This is a genomic window from Pseudomonas sp. AM4(2022), from assembly GCF_036346515.1.
GTDB classification, from domain to species: Bacteria; Pseudomonadota; Gammaproteobacteria; order Pseudomonadales; family Pseudomonadaceae; genus Aquipseudomonas; species Aquipseudomonas paracarnis.
Genome location: NZ_JAOTNW010000016.1, coordinates 88,820 through 110,359, shown reverse-complemented (window position 1 = coordinate 110,359; position 21,540 = coordinate 88,820). Strand labels below are relative to the sequence as shown.

Below are 21,540 nucleotides of genomic sequence, written 5' to 3'. Positions count from 1 at the left end.
CAAGAGCCTTTTGGTTACTTTTGGGCTCTTTTCAAAAGTGACCCGCTGTAAAAGCGGAACCAATAGCAGCCATTACCGCAGGAACGGATATGTACGCGGCCTGATCTGAGATTCTGGTCGGCTTTCAGGCCGCTTTCGCAGGCAAGCCAGCTCCCACATTGGATCGCGGGGTATCAGTTATATCAGTGTTGACTGCCAGGCCGTCACGGGAGCAAGCTCCCTCGCCACAGATTTAGCGTCGTGCCGAAGTTGTGTAGATACCTATGCTCATCGCGGGCAAGCCCGGCTCCCACAGGTTGACTGTGTGAACCCGATCGACTGTGGGAGCTGGCTTGCCTGCGATGGCGGTAGATCAGGCCACACAAACAAAAACGGCCTCCACTAAGGGAGGCCGCTCTCATGACAAACAAGCAGTTAAGTGCTTACTTGCGATCTTCCAGCTTGGTGATGTCACGCGACTCGTAGCCGGTGTACAGCTGGCGCGGGCGGCCAATCTTGTACGGGCTGGAGAGCATTTCTTTCCAGTGGGAGATCCAGCCCACGGTCCGCGCCAGGGCGAAGATCACGGTGAACATGCTGGTTGGAATGCCGATCGCCTTGAGGATGATCCCCGAGTAGAAGTCGACGTTCGGGTACAGCGAGCGTTCGATGAAGTACGGGTCGGTCAGGGCGATCTCTTCCAGGCGCATGGCCAGTTCGAGTTGCGGATCGTTCTTGATGCCCAGTTCCTTCAACACTTCGTCGCAGGTCTGCTTCATGACGGTAGCGCGCGGGTCGCGGTTCTTGTAGACCCGGTGACCGAAGCCCATCAACTTGAACGGGTCGTTCTTGTCCTTGGCCTTGGCGATGAAGGTGTCGATGTTGGACACATCGCCGATTTCATCGAGCATGGTCAATACGGCTTCGTTCGCACCGCCGTGGGCAGGGCCCCACAGTGCGGCGATGCCGGCGGCAATACAGGCGAACGGGTTGGCACCCGAAGAGCCCGCCAGGCGCACGGTAGAGGTAGAAGCGTTCTGCTCGTGGTCGGCGTGGAGGATGAAGATCCGGTCCATGGCCTTGGCGAGCACCGGGCTTATCGGTTTGATCTCGCACGGGGTGTTGAACATCATGTGCAGGAAATTTTCCGCGTACGTCAGGTCGTTGCGCGGGTACATCATGGGTTGGCCCATGGAGTACTTGTAAACCATTGCGGCCAGGGTAGGCATCTTGGCAACCAGGCGGATCGCGGAAATTTCGCGATGCTGCGGGTTATTGATGTCCAGGGAGTCGTGATAGAAGGCCGACAGGGCGCCCACTACACCGCACATGACGGCCATCGGGTGGGCGTCGCGACGGAAGCCGTTGAAGAAGGTCTTCAACTGCTCGTGAACCATGGTGTGGTTCTTCACGGTGCTGACGAACTGGGCTTTCTGCTCGGCTGTTGGCAATTCGCCATTTAGCAGCAGGTAGCAGGTTTCCAGGTAGTCCGACTTTTCAGCCAGTTGCTCGATCGGGTAGCCGCGATGAAGCAGAATGCCATTATCACCATCGATATAGGTGATCTTCGACTCGCAGGAAGCGGTCGACATGAAGCCTGGGTCGAAAGTAAAACGGCCCGTGGCCGTCAGGCCCCGTACGTCGATAACATCGGGACCAACGGTGCCGGTTAAAATGGGCAGCTCGACGGGGGCTGCGCCCTCGATGATCAACTGCGCTTTTTTGTCAGCCATGTGGCCTCCTATTTATGCTTCAAATCATCAGACAGACCCCCCACGCAGGGCCCGCACCACTATATTGATATAAATCCAGATGTCAATTTGCCTAAAGTCTTGCGCCAGAAGGCTTTAACCGTACTTTTTCGTCGAAATTGACTGCCATTTACGCCTTTTATCCCGCCAGCGCAATCAGCTATTAGGGTGAGGTGTGCGCGTTGTCATTAGTAACCTAACTGTCTATACTCGGCCACCGACCGCCAAGGGCTTTTGGGCTTGCTTTCATTGGGGGTCGCACTCCCTGGGTGGTGCTTACCTGACCAGTCGCACTCCCCAACAACTTTGCCCTGATTGTTAGGGGCTCTTCAGTGTGAAAAAAAGCCGTGAATAGCCAACGACCTGTAAACCTAGACCTAAGGACCATCAAACTCCCCATCACCGGCGTTACGTCGTTCCTGCACCGTGTTTCCGGCATCATCCTGTTCCTGGGCTTGGGCATCATGCTTTATGCATTGAGCAAATCCCTGGGTTCCGAGGAAGGATATGCCGAGGTGAAGGCATGCTTGACCAGCCCGCTGGCCAAGTTCGTAGCATGGGGCCTCCTGTCCTCTCTTCTGTATCACCTGGTAGCCGGTGTGCGCCACTTGATCATGGACATGGGCATCGGTGAGACGCTGGAAGGCGGCCGCCTGGGCTCGAAAATCATCATCGCCATTTCCGTGGTGCTGATCGTTCTGGCAGGAGTTTGGATATGGTAACCAGCGTAACGAATCTGTCGCGTTCGGGCCTCTATGACTGGATGGCACAGCGTGTGTCTGCGGTCGTTCTCGCGGCTTATTTCATTTTCCTGATCGGATACCTCGTCGCAAACCCGGGCATCGGCTATGAGCAATGGCACGGCCTGTTTTCCCACAATGCGATGCGAATCTTCAGTCTGCTGGCCCTTGTAGCCCTGGGCGCTCACGCCTGGGTTGGCATGTGGACCATCGCGACTGACTACCTGACGCCGATGGCGCTGGGCAAGTCCGCGACTGCAGTACGTTTCCTCTTCCAGGCAGTATGCGGCGTCGCGATGTTCGCTTACTTCGTCTGGGGTGTGCAGATTCTTTGGGGTATCTGATTCATGGCTAACATTCCAACTATTTCATTCGACGCCATCATTATTGGTGGCGGCGGTGCTGGCATGCGCGCTGCGCTGCAGCTGGCCCAGGGCGGTCACAAGACTGCCGTGATCACCAAGGTGTTCCCGACGCGTTCCCATACCGTATCGGCCCAGGGTGGCATCACCTGCGCCATCGCCTCCGCTGACCCGAACGATGACTGGCGCTGGCACATGTACGATACCGTCAAGGGTTCCGACTATATCGGTGACCAGGACGCTATCGAATACATGTGTCAGGAAGGCCCGGCCGCGGTGTTCGAGCTGGACCACATGGGTCTGCCGTTCTCCCGTACCGAGCAAGGCCGTATCTACCAGCGTCCATTCGGCGGCCAGTCGAAGGATTACGGTAAAGGCGGGCAGGCTGCCCGTACTTGCGCTGCGTCCGACCGTACCGGTCACGCGCTGCTGCATACCCTTTACCAAGGCAACCTGAAAGCCGGTACCACGTTCCTGAACGAGTACTACGCGGTTGACCTGGTGAAGAACGGCAAGGGCGAGTTCGTCGGCGTGATCGCCATCTGCATCGAAACCGGTGAAACCACTTACATCCGCGCCAAAGCTACAGTCCTGGCGACCGGTGGTGCAGGTCGTATCTACGCTTCTACCACCAATGCCCTGATCAACACCGGTGACGGCGTCGGCATGGCCCTGCGTGCTGGCGTACCGGTACAAGACATCGAGATGTGGCAGTTCCACCCGACCGGCATCGCCGGCGCCGGTGTACTGGTGACCGAAGGTTGCCGTGGTGAAGGTGGTTACCTGATCAACAAGCACGGCGAGCGTTTCATGGAGCGTTATGCTCCGAACGCCAAAGATTTGGCTGGCCGTGACGTTGTGGCCCGTTCGATGGTTAAAGAGATCATCGCCGGTAACGGCTGTGGCCCGAATGGTGACCACGTACTGCTGAAACTCGATCACCTCGGTGAAGAAGTGCTGCACAGCCGCCTGCCTGGTATCTGCGAGCTGTCCAAGACCTTTGCCCACGTTGACCCGGTAGTTGCTCCGGTTCCGGTTGTTCCGACCTGCCACTATATGATGGGCGGCGTACCGACCAACATTCACGGCCAGGCGATCACCCAGAATGCCGAAGGCGTGGACGAGATCATCCATGGTCTGTTCGCGGTAGGTGAAGTGGCTTGTGTATCGGTTCACGGTGCCAACCGTCTGGGCGGCAACTCGTTGCTCGACCTGGTGGTATTCGGTCGCGCGGCCGGCCTGCACCTGGAAAAGGCGCTGACTGACGGCATCGAGTACGATGACGCCACCGACGCCAACATCGAAGCGGCCCTGGCGCGCTTGAACGCTCTGAACGAGCGCACGGATGGCGAAGACGTAGCAACCCTGCGTCGCGAGCTGCAAAACTGCATGCAGAACTACTTCGGTGTGTTCCGTACCGGCGAATACATGCAGAAGGGTATTGCCCAACTGGCTGACCTGCGCAAGCGCATCGCCAACGTCAAGATCAACGATAAGAGCCAGGCGTTCAACACCGCTCGTATCGAAGCCCTTGAGCTGCAAAACCTGCTGGAAGTGGCTGAAGCGACGGCGATCGCCGCCGAGGTTCGTAAAGAATCCCGTGGTGCTCACGCTCGTGAAGACTTTGAAGATCGCGACGACGAAAACTGGTTGTGCCACACCCTGTACTTCCCGGGTGACAAGCGCGTAACCAAGCGTGCCGTGAACTTCTCGCCGAAGACGGTGCCGACGTTTGAACCGAAGATTCGGACTTACTAAGGGTGGCTGCCATGTTGAAAGTCAGTGTTTATCGCTACAACCCTGATCAGGACGCTGCGCCGTTCATGCAGGAGTTCCAGGTCGATACCGGTGGTAAAGACCTGATGGTGCTGGATGTACTGGCACTGATCAAAGAGCAGGACGAGGGTTTCTCCTATCGTCGCTCTTGCCGTGAAGGTGTATGCGGTTCCGACGGCATGAACATCAACGGCAAAAACGGCCTGGCGTGCATCACGCCGCTGTCCGCCGTGGTCAAAGGCAACAAGCTGATCGTTCGTCCCCTGCCAGGTTTGCCGGTTATCCGTGACCTGGTCGTCGATATGAGCATCTTCTACAAGCAATACGAGAAAGTTAAGCCATTCCTGCAGAACGACACGCCGGCTCCGGCCATCGAGCGTCTGCAGTCCCCGGAAGAGCGTGAAAAGCTCGATGGCCTGTACGAGTGCATCCTGTGCGCTTGCTGCTCGACATCCTGCCCGTCCTTCTGGTGGAACCCGGACAAGTTCCTGGGTCCAGCTGCGCTGCTGCAAGCCTACCGCTTCCTGGCAGACAGCCGTGACACCAAGACGTCCGAGCGTCTGGCTTCGCTGGATGACCCGTTCAGCGTATTCCGCTGCCGCGGGATCATGAACTGCGTCAACGTATGTCCTAAAGGCCTGAACCCGACTAAGGCCATTGGTCACATCCGTAACATGCTGCTGCAGAGCGGCGTGTAACTGACGTTGTAGTAAAAGCAGGACCGTTGTGCCCGTAAATGCTGCGGCGCAGGCTTCAACCGGCGCCGTAGTTTTAACTTGAGCAGCGACTTACAAAGCCGCGGCTCTTATTTTGAAGAAATGAGACAAGCAGGGGCATTCGGGTTGGTACCCGAACTATCAGCGTGATCCTAAGTGGCTTGTTTTGGTCGCTGCACTTGGCCTTTTGCAAGCAAACTCGGTGTTTTCGCCGGTGGTGTCCCCAAATCGAGGGTGACCAAGCATGCAAGAAAGCGTGATGCAGCGCATGTGGAACAGCGGCTATCTTTCAGGTGGTAACGCTGCCTATGTGGAAGAGCTTTATGAGCTCTACCTGCACGACCCTAACGCTGTGCCAGAAGAATGGCGCACCAAATTTCAGACGTTGTCTTCAGACGGCAACGCTGCCACCGATGTATCGCACGCAACAATTCGCGATCAGTTCGTGCTGCTGGCAAAGAACCAGCGCCGCGCCCAACCGGTTTCCGCCGGCAGCGTGAGCAGTGAGCATGAGAAGAAGCAAGTTGAAGTACTGCGACTGATCCAGGCCTACCGTATGCGTGGCCACCAGGCAGCCCAGCTTGACCCGCTGGGGCTGTGGCAGCGTCCTGCACCTGCAGACCTGTCGATCAATCATTACGGCTTGACCAATGCCGATCTTGATACGACCTTCCGTGCCGGCGACCTGTTCATCGGCAAAGAGGAAGCGAGCCTACGCGAAATTCACGAAGCGTTGCAGCAGACATATTGCCGCACCATCGGCGCTGAATTTACGCACATCACCGATTCCGAGCAGCGCCAGTGGTTCCAGCACCGCCTGGAAGGCGTGCGTGGCCGTCCGGTATTGTCCGCCGATGTGCGCGGCCACCTGCTGGAGCGTGTGACCGCGGCCGAAGGCCTCGAGAAATACCTGGGCACCAAATACCCAGGCACCAAGCGTTTCGGCCTGGAAGGCGGCGAAAGCCTGATTCCGATGCTCGACGAACTGATCCAGCGTTCCGGTTCCTATGGCACCAAGGAAATCGTGATCGGCATGGCTCACCGTGGTCGCCTGAACGTGTTGGTCAACACCTTCGGCAAGAACCCGCGTGAGCTGTTCGACGAGTTCGAAGGCAAGAAGAAGGTCGAGCTGGGTTCCGGTGACGTTAAATACCACCAGGGCTTCTCGTCCAACGTGATGACCACCGGCGGTGAAGTTCACCTGGCCATGGCATTCAACCCCTCCCACCTGGAAATCGTTTCGCCAGTGGTCGAGGGTTCGGTACGTGCTCGCCAGGATCGTCGTAACGACGCCACCGGTGAGAAAGTGCTGCCGATTTCCATCCACGGTGACGCGGCGTTCGCCGGCCAAGGCGTGGTCCTGGAAACGTTCCAGATGTCGCAGACTCGCGGCTTCAAGACCGGTGGTACCGTTCACATCGTCATCAACAACCAAGTGGGCTTCACCATCAGCAACCCGTTGGACGCGCGCTCCACCGAGTACGCCACCGACGTTGCCAAGATGATCCAGGCGCCGATCCTCCATGTGAATGGCGATGATCCGGAAGCCGTGTTGTTCGTGACCCAGCTGGCAGTCGATTACCGCATGCAGTTCAAGCGTGACGTGGTCATCGACCTGGTTTGCTACCGCCGTCGCGGTCACAACGAAGCGGACGAGCCAAGCGGCACCCAGCCGTTGATGTACCAGCAGATCACCAAGCAGCGCACCACCCGTGAGCTGTACGCCGAAAGCCTGACCAAGGCCGGCGTGGTTGACGATGCGCGTGTTCAGGCGAAAGTCGACGAATACCGCAACGCGCTGGACAATGGCCTGCATGTAGTGAAAAGCCTGGTCAAGGAACCGAACAAAGAATTGTTCGTTGACTGGCGCCCCTACCTGGGCCACACCTGGACTGCCCGTCACGATACCTCGTTCGATTTGAAGACGTTGCAGGAACTGTCCGCCAAGTTGCTGGAAATTCCCGAAGGCTTCGTCGTACAGCGCCAAGTTGCGAAGATCTACGAAGACCGTCAGAAGATGCAAGCCGGTGGCCTGCCGATCAACTGGGGTTACGCCGAAACCATGGCGTACGCGACCCTGGCGTTCGAAGGTCACCCGATCCGCATGACCGGCCAGGACATCGGCCGCGGTACGTTCTCGCACCGTCATGCTGTATTGCACAACCAGAAAGACGCGGGCACCTATATCCCGTTGCAGAACTTGTACGAAGGCCAGCCACGTTTCGACCTGTACGATTCGTTCCTGTCCGAAGAAGCCGTACTGGCGTTCGAATACGGTTACTCGACCACCACGCCAAACGCGCTGGTGATCTGGGAAGCCCAGTTCGGCGACTTCGCCAACGGTGCCCAGGTGGTTATCGACCAGTTCATCACCAGCGGCGAGCACAAGTGGGGCCGTCTGTGCGGTCTGACCATGCTGCTGCCGCACGGTTATGAAGGTCAGGGCCCAGAGCACTCCTCGGCCCGTCTGGAGCGTTACCTGCAACTGTGCGCCGAGCACAACATTCAGGTGTGCGTGCCGACGACCCCGGCCCAGATCTACCACTTGCTGCGTCGCCAGGTGATCCGTCCGCTGCGCAAGCCGCTGGTGGTGCTGACGCCGAAGTCGCTGTTGCGTCACAAACTGGCCGTTTCGACCCTGGAAGATCTGGCCCAAGGTTCGTTCCAGACCGTGATTCCAGAGATCGATACGCTGGACGCCGCCAAGGTCACTCGCCTGATCCTGTGCAGCGGCAAGGTCTACTACGATCTGCTGGAAAAACGCCGTGCCGAAGGCCGCGAAGACATCGCCATCGTGCGTATCGAGCAGCTTTATCCGTTCCCGGAAGATGACCTCATGGAGATCATCGCGCCTTACACCAACCTCACGAACGTGGTGTGGTGTCAGGAAGAACCGATGAACCAGGGCGCCTGGTACAGCAGCCAGCATCATCTGCGTCGCAGCATCGGCAACCACAACAAGGCCTTGGTCCTTGAGTACGCCGGCCGTGATGCTTCTGCTGCACCTGCCTGTGGTTACGCGTCGATGCACGCCGAGCAGCAGGAAAAACTGCTGCAAGATGCTTTCACTGTTTAACGCCTTCGCGCTGACTGAAACCGAATTTTAAGGACCTACAGATAATGGCTATCGAAATCAAAGCCCCGTCATTCCCGGAATCGGTTGCCGATGGCACCGTTGCCACCTGGCACAAGAAACCAGGCGAGGCCGTCAAGCGTGACGACCTGATCGTCGACATCGAGACCGACAAAGTCGTTCTGGAAGTGTTGGCCGAAGCTGACGGCGTGCTGGGCGCAATCGTTGCTGAAGAGGGCGCTACCGTTCTGTCGAACCAGGTACTGGGCTCGATCGAAGAGGGCACCGCCGCTGCCGTTGCTCCTGCTCCTGCCGCTGCTGCACCGGCTGCTTCTGCACCTGCCGCACCGGCTGCAGGTGGCGAAGACCCAATCGCTGCACCGGCTGCGCGTCAACTGGCTGAAGAAAACGGCATCAACCTGGCCTCCATCAAGGGCACTGGCAAAGATGGCCGCGTGACCAAGGAAGACGTGGTTGCCGCAGTTGAAGCCAAGAAAAACGCTCCGGCTGCCGCACCTGCCAAGCCTGCAGCGCCTGCTGCCGCTGCGCCTGTGTTTGCCGCTGGCGACCGCACCGAGAAGCGCGTACCGATGACTCGCGTACGTGCCACCGTAGCCAAGCGCCTGGTTGAAGCTCAGTCGAACATGGCGATGCTGACTACCTTCAACGAAGTCGACATGACCGAAGTCATGGCCCTGCGTTCGAAGTACAAGGACCTGTTCGAGAAGTCCCACAACGGCGTGCGCCTGGGCTTCATGTCGTTCTTCGTGAAAGCGGCCACCGAAGCGCTGAAGCGCTTCCCGGCAGTCAACGCTTCCATCGACGGCGGCGACATCGTTTACCACGGCTACTCGGATATCGGTGTTGCCGTCTCCAGCGACCGCGGCCTGGTGGTTCCAGTCCTGCGTAACGCCGAGCTGATGAGCCTGGCCGAAATCGAAGGCGGCATCGCTGGCTTCGGCAAGAAAGCCCGTGACGGCAAGCTGACCATCGACGAGATGACCGGCGGTACCTTCACCATCACCAACGGTGGTACCTTCGGTTCGATGATGTCGACGCCGATCGTCAACCCACCGCAAGCCGCGATCCTGGGCATGCACAACATCATCCAGCGTCCGATGGCCATCAACGGCCAAGTCGTGATCCGCCCAATGATGTACCTGGCACTGTCTTACGATCACCGCCTGATCGACGGTAAAGAAGCCGTGACGTTCCTGGTGACCATCAAGAACCTGCTGGAAGACCCGGCTCGCCTGCTCCTGGACATCTGATAGAAGCAGTTGCACGTTGCGAGCTACAAGCTGTAGGAAAAAGCAGCTTGGCTTGCAACGTGTGGCTAGAAGCTTGTCGCAAATAGAGGATCTATTTTCATGACACAGAAATTTGACGTTGTAGTGATTGGTGCAGGCCCTGGCGGCTATGTTGCCGCCATCAAGGCTGCGCAACTGGGCCTCTCCACTGCTTGCATCGAAAAATACACCGACAAGGAAGGCAAACTGGCGCTGGGCGGTACTTGCCTGAACGTGGGTTGCATTCCATCCAAGGCGCTGCTGGACAGCTCCTGGAAATTCCACGAAGCCCAAGACGGCTTCGCGATCCACGGCATCAACCATGCTGGCGTGACCATGGACGTACCAGCAATGGTCGGCCGTAAAGCCAACATCGTCAAAGGCCTGACTTCCGGCGTTGCCACCTTGTTCAAGGCCAACGGCGTGACTTCCATTCAAGGCCACGGCAAGCTGCTGGCCGGCAAGAAAGTTGAAGTCACCAAGCCAGACGGTTCGGTTGAAGTCATCGAAGCCGAAAACGTGATCCTGGCACCCGGCTCGCGCCCAATCGACATTCCGCCTGCTCCTGTTGATAACAACGTGATCGTTGATTCGACCGGCGCCCTGGAATTCCAGGCTGTGCCTAAGCGTCTGGGCGTCATCGGCGCCGGCGTGATCGGCCTGGAACTGGGTTCGGTATGGTCCCGCCTGGGTGCTCAAGTCACCGTGCTGGAAGCCCTGGATACATTCTTGCTGGCTGCCGACACCGCGGTGTCCAAGGAAGCGCTGAAAACCCTGACCAAACAAGGTCTGGACATCAAGCTCGGCGCCCGTGTTACCGGTTCCAAGGTCAACGGCGAAGAAGTCGTAGTGACCTACACCGATAAAGACGGCGAGCAGACCATCACCTTCGACAAGCTGATCGTCGCCGTGGGCCGCCGCCCAGTGACCAACGACCTGCTGGCTTCCGACAGCGGCGTGAACATCGACGAGCGTGGTTTCATCCACGTTGATGATCATTGCGCCACCACCGTGCCTGGCGTCTATGCCATTGGCGACGTGGTTCGTGGCATGATGCTGGCCCACAAGGCTTCCGAAGAGGGCATCATGGTCGTTGAGCGCATCAAGGGTCACAAGACCCAGATGAACTACGACCTGATCCCATCGGTTATCTACACCCACCCGGAAATTGCATGGGTCGGCAAGAACGAACAGCAGTTGAAAGCTGAAGGCGTTGAAGTTAACGTCGGCACCTTCCCGTTTGCCGCTTCTGGCCGTGCCATGGCAGCTAACGACACCGGTGGTTTTGTCAAAGTCATCGCTGATGCCAAGACTGACCGCGTATTGGGCGTCCACGTGATTGGCCCAAGCGCTGCAGAACTGGTTCAGCAAGGCGCGATCGGCATGGAGTTCGGCACCAGTGCAGAGGATCTGGGCATGATGGTCTTCTCCCATCCGACCCTGTCCGAAGCGCTGCATGAAGCTGCGTTGGCAGTGAATGGCGGCGCCATCCACATTGCCAACAAGAAGAAGCGCTAAGCGAGATAATAAGAAACCACGGCGGAGTTGCCCGTCGTGAGCCTTGCGCGCAAGACTCACCGCGGAATATCCGCTGGACGCAGCCTTGCGCAGCTTTACGGGCCATAAGCCCCGCAAGTTGCGCAAGCAGCAGTCACAGGTGGCGCGGCACTCATAATGAGCGCAGCGCCGAATGCGCAGTACCTAACGAAGACGGTAAAAAGCATGAATCTTCACGAGTATCAGGGTAAGCAGCTGTTCGCTGAATACGGCCTGCCAGTTTCCAAGGGCTACGCAGTAGACACCCCGGAAGCAGCAGCAGAAGCTTGCGACAAAATCGGCGGCAGCGAGTGGGTTGTCAAAGCCCAGGTCCACGCCGGTGGTCGCGGTAAAGCGGGCGGCGTCAAGCTGGTTCGCAGCAAAGAAGACGCCAAGGCCTTCGCACAGCAGTGGCTGGGCAAGCGTCTGGTGACTTACCAGACTGATGCCAATGGCCAACCAGTCACCAAGATCCTGGTTGAATCGTGCACTGATATCGCTAAAGAGCTGTACCTGGGCGCTGTCGTTGACCGTTCGAGCCGTCGCATCGTGTTCATGGCTTCCACCGAAGGTGGCGTGGACATCGAGAAAATCGCTCACGAAACCCCAGAAAAAATTCTGAAGGCCACTATCGATCCACTGGTTGGCGCTCAGCCATTCCAGGGTCGTGAACTGGCTTTCCAGCTGGGCCTGGAAGGCAAGCAAGTTGCCCAGTTCGCCAAGATCTTCGTAGGTCTGGCCAAACTGTTCCAGGATCACGATCTGGCCCTGCTGGAAGTGAACCCGCTGGTGATCAAGGCTGACGGCGATCTGCACTGCCTCGATGCCAAGATCAACATCGACGCCAACGCCATGTACCGTCAGCCTAAGCTGAAGACTTTCCACGATCCGTCGCAAGACGATCCGCGCGAAGCGCACGCTGCCAAGTTCGAACTGAACTACGTAGCCCTGGAAGGTAACATCGGCTGCATGGTCAACGGTGCCGGCCTGGCCATGGGTACCATGGACATCGTCAACCTGCATGGCGGCAAGCCAGCCAACTTCCTCGACGTAGGTGGTGGCGCTACCAAGGAACGCGTTACCGAAGCGTTCAAGATCATCCTGTCCGACTCCAACGTCGCTGCAGTACTGGTCAACATCTTCGGCGGCATCGTTCGTTGCGACATGATTGCCGAAGGCATCATCGGTGCAGTGAAAGAAGTCGGCGTTAAAATCCCGGTTGTTGTTCGCCTTGAAGGTAACAACGCTGAACTGGGCGCTAAAGTACTGGCAGAAAGCGGTTTGAACATCATCGCGGCTACCAGCCTGACCGACGCTGCTCAACAAGTTGTCAAAGCTGCGGAGGGCAAGTAATGAGCGTCCTGATCAATAAAGACACCAAAGTTATCTGCCAGGGTATTACCGGTTCGCAAGGTAGTTTCCACACCCAGCAAGCCATCGAATACGGCACCCAGATGGTTGGTGGCGTAACACCAGGCAAAGGCGGCACCGAGCACCTGGGCCTGCCCGTGTTCAACACCGTGAAAGAAGCAGTAGAAGCCACTGGCGCCACTGCCAGCGTGATCTACGTTCCAGCTCCTTTCTGCAAGGACTCGATCCTGGAAGCGGCATTCGGCGGCATCAAGCTGATCGTCTGCATCACCGAAGGCATTCCTACCCTGGACATGCTGGACGCTAAAGTTAAGTGCGACGAACTGGGCGTAGTCCTGATCGGCCCTAACTGCCCAGGCGTGATCACCCCAGGCGAATGCAAGATCGGCATCATGCCAGGTCACATTCACTTGCCAGGTAAAGTCGGTATCGTTTCCCGTTCCGGCACCCTGACCTACGAAGCTGTGAAGCAGACCACTGACGCCGGTTTCGGTCAGTCGACTTGCGTCGGCATCGGCGGTGACCCGATCCCAGGCTCCAACTTCATCGACATCCTGAAGCTGTTCCAGGAAGACCCGAAGACCGAAGCGATCGTGATGATCGGTGAGATCGGCGGTTCGGCTGAAGAAGAAGCGGCTGCCTACATCAAGGCACACGTGACCAAGCCGGTTGTTTCCTACATCGCTGGTGTGACTGCCCCTGCGGGCAAGCGCATGGGCCATGCTGGCGCAATCATCTCTGGCGGCAAAGGCACTGCAGACGAGAAATTCGCTGCACTGCAAGACGCAGGTGTGAAAACCGTGCGTTCGCTGGCAGACATCGGCAAGGCCCTGGCCGAGCTGACCGGTTGGGCTGTCAAGTAAGCCTCGCGCTTAGCTGACGTTTCACCACACAAAGGCCACCTTCGGGTGGCCTTTGTGCATTCTGTGTCTGCGATATGGCCCTTCTGTAGGAGCGAGCTTGCTCGCGAAAAACGTCAACGGTAACGCGCGCTTCCTGAATGAACGCGGCGCCTGTGAGTTTTTCGCGAGCAAGCTCGCTCCTACAAAAAAACGGTATGGGCAAATTAAGTACGAAAATGCGACATGGGAATGTCGCTTATCGGACAGTCCGCCCCGCAACAGTGCGTTTGTCAGGCTAATTCTGTACTCTAGCCGCCTCTTTATGCGTCCGCGTCCCAAAAGGAAGCTGCGCGCTAGACCGGTCGGTCCCCACAAGGGCCGGCAGCATTTCCCTCATCCATAGGGAAGCCCTCTCTAAATTCCGATTCAGTAGTGTGGTATTTCCTCAAATGAAAGTGTTGAAAAGCCAGGATATCCTGGCGCTGGGCTTTATGACCTTTGCCCTGTTCGTGGGCGCCGGCAACATCATCTTCCCGCCTATCGTTGGTTTGCAGTCCGGGCCGCATGTCTGGATGGCGGCGCTGGGCTTTCTGATCACCGCGGTCGGTTTGCCGGTGGTCACCGTGATCGCCCTGGCCAAGGTCGGTGGTGGCATGGATGCGCTGAGCAGCCCGATTGGCAAGATCGCCGGTGGCCTGCTGGCGGCAGCGGCCTACCTGGCAGTGGGCCCGCTGTTCGCGACCCCGCGCACCGCAACCGTGTCGTTTGAAGTGGGCCTGGCGCCCTTGACCGGTGAAAGCCCGTTGGCGCTGTTCCTCTACAGCTCGGTGTATTTCCTGGTGGTGTTCTTTGTCTCGCTGTACCCAGGTCGACTGCTGGACACCGTGGGCCGTTTCCTGGCACCGCTGAAAATCATCGCCCTGGCTATTCTCGGTATCGCTGCATTTGCCTTGCCTGCCGGTGAGGTGGGGGTTGCCACGCCGGAATACGTTGCCGCGCCGTTCTCCCAAGGGTTTATCAATGGTTATCTGACCATGGATACCCTGGGCGCCCTGGTGTTCGGCATCGTGATCGTCAACGCGATCCGCTCCCGTGGCGTCGAGTCGCCCAAGCTGATCACCCGCTACGCGATCATTGCCGGGCTGATTGCCGGCGTGGGCCTGGCACTGGTATATGTCAGCCTGTTCCGCCTGGGTTCGGGCAGCCATGCCGTGGCCGCGGGTGCCAGCAATGGCGCGGCGGTACTGCACGCCTACGTGCAATACACGTTCGGCTCCCTGGGCAGTGGTTTCCTCGCCGTGCTGATTTCCCTGGCATGCCTGGTGACCGCCGTGGGCCTGACCTGTGCCTGCGCCGAGTACTTCAGCAAGATCCTGCCGCTGTCCTACAAGACCCTGGTGGTGATCCTGGCACTGTTCTCGCTGTTTGTGTCCAACCTGGGCTTGACCAAACTCATTGCCTTCTCGATCCCGGTACTGACCGCGATCTACCCGCCGTGCATTGTGTTGGTGGCCTTGAGCTTCTGCAAAGGGTTCTGGCAGGAACAGGGCCGTATTGTCGGCCCGGTGATGCTGGTGTCGTTCATCTTTGGCTGCATCGACGCAATCAAGGGTGCGGGCCTGGCGGGTTGGATGCCTACGCAACTGGTAAACCTGCCGTTGAGCGAACAAGGCCTGGCGTGGCTGGTGCCGTCGGTGATGACGCTGGTGGTAGCCGTGGTGATTGACCGTATGCTGGGCAAGCGCAGCGAAGCCATCGCGTAACACGCGGTTTGTACTGCACTGAAATGCCCCGTATCAAACGATACGGGGCTTTTTTTTTGAGTCGATGGCAGTGTCTTTTTTTTGGGGATGGCGTCAAAAATCTCAAGTTGAAAACACCGGTCGGTGTGGGAGCTGGCTTGCCTGCGATGGCGGCACATCGGTTGGCGCGGTGGTGACTGCAAAGACGCTATCGCAGGCAAGCCAGCTCCCACATTTGGACCGTGTCGGCCTTATCATCCTGTGTACAAGGACCCGCATGTCGTTCGTTGAAGCCAATTGGATCCACCTGCTTGCCGCACTCTGGTTTGTTATCTGCTGGGGCGGCTACACCCGTTACGCAACGTGGAAAGCCCGGGACACGGCGTGCCTGGCCAGCGTGTTGCACCTGTACCGTGAAGACTGGATGCGCCGCATGCTGTTGCGCGACAACCGTATCGCCGACGCCAGTGTGATCGGTAACCTGGAGCGCAATGCCTCGTTCTTTGCCTCCAGCACCTTGATCATCCTCGCCGGTATTCTCACCGTGCTGGGGGCTTCGGAACGCGCAGTGTCACTGCTGGCGGACATTCCCATGGTGCAGCAGGCATCCCAGGGCATGTCGGAGATCAAATTACTGTGCCTGGCACTGGTGTTCGTCTACGCCTTTTTTACCTTCAGTTGGTGCATGCGCCAGTACAACTTCGCGGCGGTACTGGTGGGCTCGGCGCCCATGATCGGTGAACGGCACGTGTCAGAGCAGGAGCGCAAAGCGTTTGCTTTGCGGGCGGCGCGAGTGATTTCGATGGCGGCCAACCAGTTCAACTTTGGCCTGCGCGCGTATTACTTCGGCATGACCATGCTGGCCTGGTTTGTCAGCCCCTGGTTGTTCATGTTGATGAGTAGCGGGGTGGTGCTAGTGCTGTACCGCCGCGAGTTCCATTCCGATGTATTGCAGGTGATGGTGTATACCCCGACCGATATGCCAGCAGTCGAGGCTGCAAAAGAGGGCGCATCGTAGCGCTGGCAGTAAATCGCAGACAAAGAAAAGCCCGCTTAGTCAGCGGGCTTTCTTTTTGCTGCAATCCAGCTTTAAACCCTGCGATTACTGCTTGGCAGGTTCTGCAGGTGCGGCAGGTGCAGCTTCTTTTGCAGCAGCTTCGTTCGATTCGGCCTGAGCTTTGGCAGCTTCGGCGTTTTCTTTCGCAGCGTCGTTCACTTTATCCTGTGCTTTAGCCATGTCTTGCTGTGCTTGCTCAGAGTGTGCAGCGGCATCTTGGGCTTTGTCTTCGGATTTCTTGTCGCAGGCAGCCAGACCGAGAGCAGCGGCCAGCATCATGGAAATAGCTAATGTCTTACGCATGGGGTGTTTCTCCTTATTGAAGATATCTACTGGCCTTTCGAACCCAAGGGGCCAGCATTAGTTCCTTATGTCTCACAGATATATAGCATGTTTCGTACAGGAACTTTACCCACTCATTCCAATCCGCCGAATTCACACTAATAAGAGTCTAAAACAATGACCGAAAACCCTTTGTTAGAGCGTGCCATGCGCTTCGTTTGGGCCCTGCGCCATTGCCAGGTGCTGGGTGTGACGGTGCATGAAGCCAGCGAGGAGGGCATGACCCTCGTACTGCCTTATGGGCCGCATGTCGTCGGTGACCCCCTGAGCGGGGTGATCCACGGCGGCGCGCTGACCTCATTGATGGACACCGCGTGCGGCATGGCGACCCTGTGCGTACTGCCCGAGTTCGAGGTGTGCCCCACTCTGGACCTGCGTATCGACTACATGCATCCCGCCGAACCCCATAAGCCGGTGTATGGCTTCGCGCAATGCTACCGGGTGACTACCGACGTGATCTTCACCCGTGGCGTTGCCTATCAGGACGACCCGCAACAACCTATCGCCCATGTGGTGGGCACGTTCATGCGCATGGGCAAGCGCCTCAAAGGCACGCAAGGGCTGGGCACTGTCATCAAGGGAGAGCAGGCATGACGCATCGGTTCAAGACCCGCCTGGAGCAAGCCCTTGATTGCGGCAACTACGACGCGCTGCTCGACCTTGTGCCCTATGCCAAGCTGATCGGCATCGAATGCACCCGCCTGGGGGATGAGTTGCTGTTTCGGCTGCCGGCCAACAAGGACAACATTGGTAACCCCATATTGCCGGCGCTGCATGGCGGAGTGATCGCCGGCTTCATGGAGCTGGCAGCCGCCATGCACCTGCTGGTGTTCACTGGCGCTCCGGGCCTGCCGAAAATCATCGACTTTTCCCTGGATTACCTGCGCGCCGGCCAGTTTCGGGACACCTATGCCAAGTGCCAGGTATGGCGCCAGGGCCGGCGCGTGGCCAACGTGGCGATTACCGCCTGGCAGAGCACCCCGGCCGAACCGATTGCCACTGGCCGGGCACATTTCAAAATTGAGGAATTGGCCTGCCCTTGAAATCCTGGTCTGAGCCCCCAACTTTGATGACAACCCGCCGCCAACCCTCAAGGGCGCGGCCACTGCCATCCAATTGGAGTTTGATGACCATGAGTGTGGAAACTCAAAAGGAAACCCTGGGCTTCCAGACCGAGGTGAAGCAACTGCTGCACCTCATGATCCATTCGCTGTATTCCAACAAGGAAATTTTCCTTCGCGAATTGATCTCGAACGCCTCTGACGCTGTCGATAAATTACGTTTCGAAGCCCTGTCCAAGCCTGAGTTGCTGGAAGGCGGCGCGGAACTGAAGATCCGTGTGAGCTACGACAAAGACGCCAAGACCGTCACCCTCGAAGACAACGGTATCGGCATGAGCCGTGACGATGCGATCACCCACCTGGGGACCATCGCCAAATCCGGCACCGCAGATTTCATGAAGAACCTGTCGGGCGACCAGAAAAAAGACTCTCACCTGATCGGCCAATTCGGCGTGGGCTTCTATTCGGCCTTCATCGTCGCCGACAAGGTTGAAGTATTCAGCCGCCGCGCCGGCCTTGACGCCAGCGAAGGCGTGCACTGGGCTTCCAAGGGCGAGGGCGAATTTGAAATCGCCACTATCGACAAGGCTGACCGTGGCACGCGCATCGTGCTGCACCTGAAAGCCGGTGAAGACGAATTCGCCGATGGCTGGCGCCTGCGCAACATCATCAAGAAGTACTCCGACCACATCGCGTTGCCGATCGAGTTGCCCAAGGAACAGACCGTTGCCGAAGGCGAAGAAGCCCCGGCGGTGGAGTGGGAAACCGTCAACCGCGCCAGCGCCCTGTGGACCCGTCCGCGTACCGAGATCAAGGACGAGGAATACCAGGAGTTCTACAAGCACATCGGCCACGACTACGAGAACCCGCTGAGCTGGAGCCACAACAAGGTTGAAGGCAAGCTCGAATACAGCTCGCTGCTCTACGTACCGGCCCGTGCTCCGTTCGACCTGTACCAGCGCGAAGCGCCAAAAGGCCTGAAGCTGTACGTGCAGCGTGTGTTCGTGATGGACCAGGCTGAATCCTTCCTGCCGCTGTACCTGCGCTTTATCAAAGGTGTGGTCGACTCCAACGACCTGTCGCTGAACGTGTCGCGGGAAATCCTGCAGAAAGATCCGATCATCGACTCTATGAAGTCGGCGCTGACCAAGCGTGTACTCGACATGCTGGAAAAACTGGCGAAGAACGAGCCTGAGCAATACAAGAGCTTCTGGAAAAACTTCGGCCAGGTCATGAAAGAAGGCCCGGCAGAAGATTTTGCCAACAAGGAAAAAATCGCCGGTTTGCTGCGTTTTGCCTCGACTCAAGGCGAAGACGGCGAGCAGGTTGTGTCCCTGGCTGACTACCTGGCACGTGCCAAGGAAGGTCAGGACAAGATCTACTACCTGACCGGCGAAACCTACGCTCAGGTCAAGAACAGCCCGCACCTGGAAGTCTTCCGCAAGAAAGGCATCGAAGTGCTGCTGCTGACCGACCGTATCGATGAGTGGCTGATGAGCTACCTCACCGAGTTTGACGGCAAAACCTTTGTCGACGTGGCCCGTGGTGACCTGGACCTGGGGAACCTGGACTCCGAAGAAGAGAAGAAAGAAGCCGAAGAAGTCGCCAAGTCCAAAGAGGGCCTGGTTGAGCGCATCAAGGCTTCCTTGGGCGAAGCGGTCAGTGAGGTGCGGGTATCCCACCGCCTGACCGATTCCCCGGCGATCCTGGCCATCGGCGAGCAGGACCTGGGCATGCAGATGCGCCAGATCCTCGAAGCCAGCGGCCAGAAAGTGCCGGATTCCAAGCCGATCTTCGAATTCAACCCGTCTCACCCGCTGATCGAGAAACTCGATGGCGAGCAGAGCGAAGAGCGGTTTGGCGACCTGTCGCACATCCTCTTCGACCAGGCCGCCCTGGCAGCCGGCGACAGCTTGAAGGACCCGGCCGCGTATGTGCGCCGACTGAACAAGCTGTTGGTTGAATTGTCGGTTTAACACCGATGTAGAAAAACCCGCTTCGGCGGGTTTTTTCGTTCTGGCTCTACTGTAGGAGCGAGCTTGCTCGCGAAGAACGTCAACGATAACGCGCAAATGCTGAATGAACGCGGTGATCTCACGTTTTTCGCGAGCAAGAACTAGGCGTCCCCCTCGCTCCTACAGGGAGCATCGTCAATCCATCTAAATTGGGGAAAATGATGAGCCAAGTCACTGTACGTTCCGTGGTCTATCAGATTGATGGCCAGTCTTATGAAAGCCGTCTGGCGTTCGATGCCAGCCACAAGGGCCCGTTGCCGGGACTGCTGATGGCGCCGAACTGGATGGGCGTGAGTGCGGGGGCTGAAGAGATCGCGAAGGCCGTTGCCGGCAAAGGCTACGTGGTGTTGATTGCCGACCTCTACGGGCAAAACGTACGTCCTTCAAATGGCGATGAAGCGGGCGCGGCGATGATGCCGTTGAAGAATGATCGCCCACTGCTGAACAAGCGTATGCAAGCCGCCTTCGAGCAACTGCAAGGCCAGACTGAAGCAGCAGTGGACACGTCGAAACTGGCCACCTTTGGCTTCTGCTTTGGCGGTTGCTGTTCCCTGGAACTGGCCCGTACCGGCGCGCCGCTGAAGGCTGCCGTGTCGTTCCACGGCACCCTGGATACGCCGAACCCTGCAGACGCGAAGAACATCAAGGGGTCAGTGCTGGTGCTGCATGGCGCCTCGGACCCGTTGGTGCCCAAAGAGCAACTGCCGGCATTCGAAGATGAAATGAACGCGGCGGGTGTGGATTGGCAGTTGCTCAGCTACGGCGGCGCGGTGCATTCCTTTACCGACCCCCATGCCAATGTGCCAGGCAAGATGATGTACGACGCCAAGACCGCTGCACGGGCTTTCCAGTCGATGCATAACTTGTTGGATGAAGTGTTCAAGGGCTGATGCTTCGGCGCCTGCTCGGGCCTCTTCGCGAGCAAGCCCGCTCCCACATTTGACTGCGTTCACAGATCGAAATGTGGGAGCGGGCTTGCTCGCGAATGCTATCTAACAGGCAACTCGATTCTTTCTGACTCCCCCGGCACAGTGGGCCAATCCCCAGCCGCCCAACGCTGTCTCGCCTGCTCGATCACCGCCGGATCGCTCGCCACAAAATTCCAGTTGATCCGCCGTGGCCCATCCAGCGGCGCCCCGCCAAACACCATCAGGTGGCAATCACTCTCGGCATACAGGGTCAGCTCCTGCCCAGTCGGCAATACCACCAAGCTGTTGACCTCCAGGGCTTCACCGTCCAATTGCGCCTCACCCTCCAGCACATACACCGCACGTTCCTCATGTTCATCCGGAATCAGCAGGGTAGTGGCGGTTTGCATCTGTACCTCGGCATACAGCGTCGGCGATAGCACCGGCACCGGTGATCTGAGGCAAAAACCATCACCGGCGATCAAACGCACCTGCACGCCGAGGTTATCGCTTATCGGCAAGCTCGCCGCGGGGTGATGGCTGTAGTGTCCCGGCCCTGTCTCGTGGTCCCTGGGCGAGGCCAGCCACACCTGCAGGCCATGCAGGTTGAAACCCCTGGCCTTGACCGCTTCAGGTGTGCGCTCGACGTGGGCAATCGCACTGCCGGCGGTCATCCAGCTGACATCGCCGGCTTGCACAACCTGGTCCGAGCCAAGGCTGTCCTTATGCTGCAAGACGCCTTCAAACAGGTAGGTGAGGGTGGAGAGGCCGATGTGGGGATGCTGGCGGATATTCATGCCGGTACCCGGTGCGTAGCGGGTCGCCAACATATGGTCGAAAAACACAAAGGGCCCGACGCTGCGGCATTCACGCGAGGGCAGGGGCCGCAGGATAGGCTGGCCTTCTACATCTTCGGGGCGAGGGCGAATCACGGTGAGAGTGGTCATGGGCATCCCAGTCTGAGCGGGTTAGATGCTATG

18 protein-coding genes are annotated in these 21,540 nt (G+C 58.2%); 15 read left to right on the top strand and 3 right to left on the bottom strand.

Annotated elements, in window-relative coordinates:
* Nucleotides 1–422 precede the first annotated feature (422 nt).
* The gene (gene gltA, locus ODQ19_RS20800; protein ID WP_014717728.1) at nt 423–1,712 is read right to left on the bottom strand and encodes a citrate synthase; all 1,290 of its coding nucleotides are present in this window, start codon (nt 1,710–1,712) and stop codon (nt 423–425) included.
* A gap of 365 nt (nt 1,713–2,077) precedes the next feature.
* Here gltA and sdhC point away from each other — a divergent pair, with 365 nt between their 5' ends.
* The 11 genes from sdhC (at nt 2,078) to ODQ19_RS20745 (ending at nt 16,195) form a co-directional block, all read left to right on the top strand.
* Nucleotides 2,078–2,452, top strand: coding sequence for a succinate dehydrogenase, cytochrome b556 subunit (sdhC, locus tag ODQ19_RS20795; RefSeq protein WP_003190005.1), 375 nt, complete (start codon nt 2,078–2,080; stop codon nt 2,450–2,452).
* The gene (gene sdhD, locus ODQ19_RS20790; protein ID WP_003172805.1) at nt 2,446–2,814 is read left to right on the top strand and encodes a succinate dehydrogenase, hydrophobic membrane anchor protein; all 369 of its coding nucleotides are present in this window, start codon (nt 2,446–2,448) and stop codon (nt 2,812–2,814) included. The genes sdhC and sdhD overlap by 7 nt, the downstream gene beginning before the upstream one ends.
* A 3-nt stretch (nt 2,815–2,817) precedes the next feature.
* Nucleotides 2,818–4,590: a succinate dehydrogenase flavoprotein subunit gene (gene sdhA / locus ODQ19_RS20785; protein WP_005786572.1), complete on the top strand. Its 1,773-nt coding sequence runs from the start codon at nt 2,818–2,820 to the stop codon at nt 4,588–4,590.
* A gap of 11 nt (nt 4,591–4,601) precedes the next feature.
* A complete protein-coding gene (locus ODQ19_RS20780; RefSeq protein WP_003172807.1) occupies nt 4,602–5,306 on the top strand; it encodes a succinate dehydrogenase iron-sulfur subunit in 705 nt (234 codons plus the stop codon).
* A gap of 262 nt (nt 5,307–5,568) precedes the next feature.
* On the top strand, nt 5,569–8,400 hold the full coding sequence (locus ODQ19_RS20775) for a 2-oxoglutarate dehydrogenase E1 component (protein WP_034127191.1): 2,832 nt from the start codon (nt 5,569–5,571) through the stop codon (nt 8,398–8,400).
* 44 nt (nt 8,401–8,444) lie between these two features.
* Complete coding sequence (gene odhB / locus ODQ19_RS20770) at nt 8,445–9,668, top strand: 2-oxoglutarate dehydrogenase complex dihydrolipoyllysine-residue succinyltransferase (protein WP_330211120.1); 1,224 nt, start codon at nt 8,445–8,447, stop codon at nt 9,666–9,668.
* Nucleotides 9,669–9,767: 99 nt separating this feature from the next.
* A complete protein-coding gene (gene lpdA, locus ODQ19_RS20765; protein ID WP_014717733.1) occupies nt 9,768–11,204 on the top strand; it encodes a dihydrolipoyl dehydrogenase in 1,437 nt (478 codons plus the stop codon).
* Nucleotides 11,205–11,408: 204 nt separating this feature from the next.
* Complete coding sequence (sucC, locus tag ODQ19_RS20760) at nt 11,409–12,575, top strand: ADP-forming succinate--CoA ligase subunit beta (RefSeq protein ID WP_003190011.1); 1,167 nt, start codon at nt 11,409–11,411, stop codon at nt 12,573–12,575.
* The gene (gene sucD, locus ODQ19_RS20755) at nt 12,575–13,456 is read left to right on the top strand and encodes a succinate--CoA ligase subunit alpha (RefSeq protein WP_003190013.1); all 882 of its coding nucleotides are present in this window, start codon (nt 12,575–12,577) and stop codon (nt 13,454–13,456) included. Before sucC ends, sucD begins: the two co-directional genes overlap by 1 nt.
* Before the next feature lie 428 nt (nt 13,457–13,884).
* Nucleotides 13,885–15,198: a branched-chain amino acid transport system II carrier protein gene (gene brnQ / locus ODQ19_RS20750; protein WP_330211119.1), complete on the top strand. Its 1,314-nt coding sequence runs from the start codon at nt 13,885–13,887 to the stop codon at nt 15,196–15,198.
* A 256-nt stretch (nt 15,199–15,454) separates the two neighbouring features.
* Nucleotides 15,455–16,195: a DUF599 domain-containing protein gene (locus tag ODQ19_RS20745; RefSeq protein WP_034135182.1), complete on the top strand. Its 741-nt coding sequence runs from the start codon at nt 15,455–15,457 to the stop codon at nt 16,193–16,195.
* A gap of 84 nt (nt 16,196–16,279) precedes the next feature.
* Here ODQ19_RS20745 and ODQ19_RS20740 read toward each other — a convergent pair whose 3' ends face one another.
* Nucleotides 16,280–16,537, bottom strand: coding sequence for a hypothetical protein (locus ODQ19_RS20740; protein WP_003190018.1), 258 nt, complete (start codon nt 16,535–16,537; stop codon nt 16,280–16,282).
* A gap of 156 nt (nt 16,538–16,693) precedes the next feature.
* On the opposite strand from ODQ19_RS20740, the gene ODQ19_RS20735 reads away from it, so the two are divergent.
* From ODQ19_RS20735 to ODQ19_RS20720, 4 genes are all read left to right on the top strand, one after another.
* Nucleotides 16,694–17,170 carry a PaaI family thioesterase gene (locus tag ODQ19_RS20735; RefSeq protein WP_330211118.1) on the top strand — a complete coding sequence of 159 codons (477 nt, stop codon included), beginning with the start codon at nt 16,694–16,696 and terminating at the stop codon, nt 17,168–17,170.
* Nucleotides 17,167–17,619, top strand: coding sequence for a PaaI family thioesterase (locus ODQ19_RS20730; RefSeq protein ID WP_116667538.1), 453 nt, complete (start codon nt 17,167–17,169; stop codon nt 17,617–17,619). The genes ODQ19_RS20735 and ODQ19_RS20730 overlap by 4 nt, the downstream gene beginning before the upstream one ends.
* A gap of 89 nt (nt 17,620–17,708) precedes the next feature.
* The gene (gene htpG, locus ODQ19_RS20725) at nt 17,709–19,613 is read left to right on the top strand and encodes a molecular chaperone HtpG (protein WP_014717738.1); all 1,905 of its coding nucleotides are present in this window, start codon (nt 17,709–17,711) and stop codon (nt 19,611–19,613) included.
* Nucleotides 19,614–19,813: 200 nt separating this feature from the next.
* A complete protein-coding gene (locus ODQ19_RS20720; protein WP_057711597.1) occupies nt 19,814–20,542 on the top strand; it encodes a dienelactone hydrolase family protein in 729 nt (242 codons plus the stop codon).
* A 98-nt stretch (nt 20,543–20,640) separates the two neighbouring features.
* Here the strand turns inward: ODQ19_RS20720 and ODQ19_RS20715 are convergent, their stop codons facing one another.
* On the bottom strand, nt 20,641–21,507 hold the full coding sequence (locus tag ODQ19_RS20715) for a pirin family protein (protein ID WP_330211117.1): 867 nt from the start codon (nt 21,505–21,507) through the stop codon (nt 20,641–20,643).
* Nucleotides 21,508–21,540 lie beyond the last annotated feature (33 nt).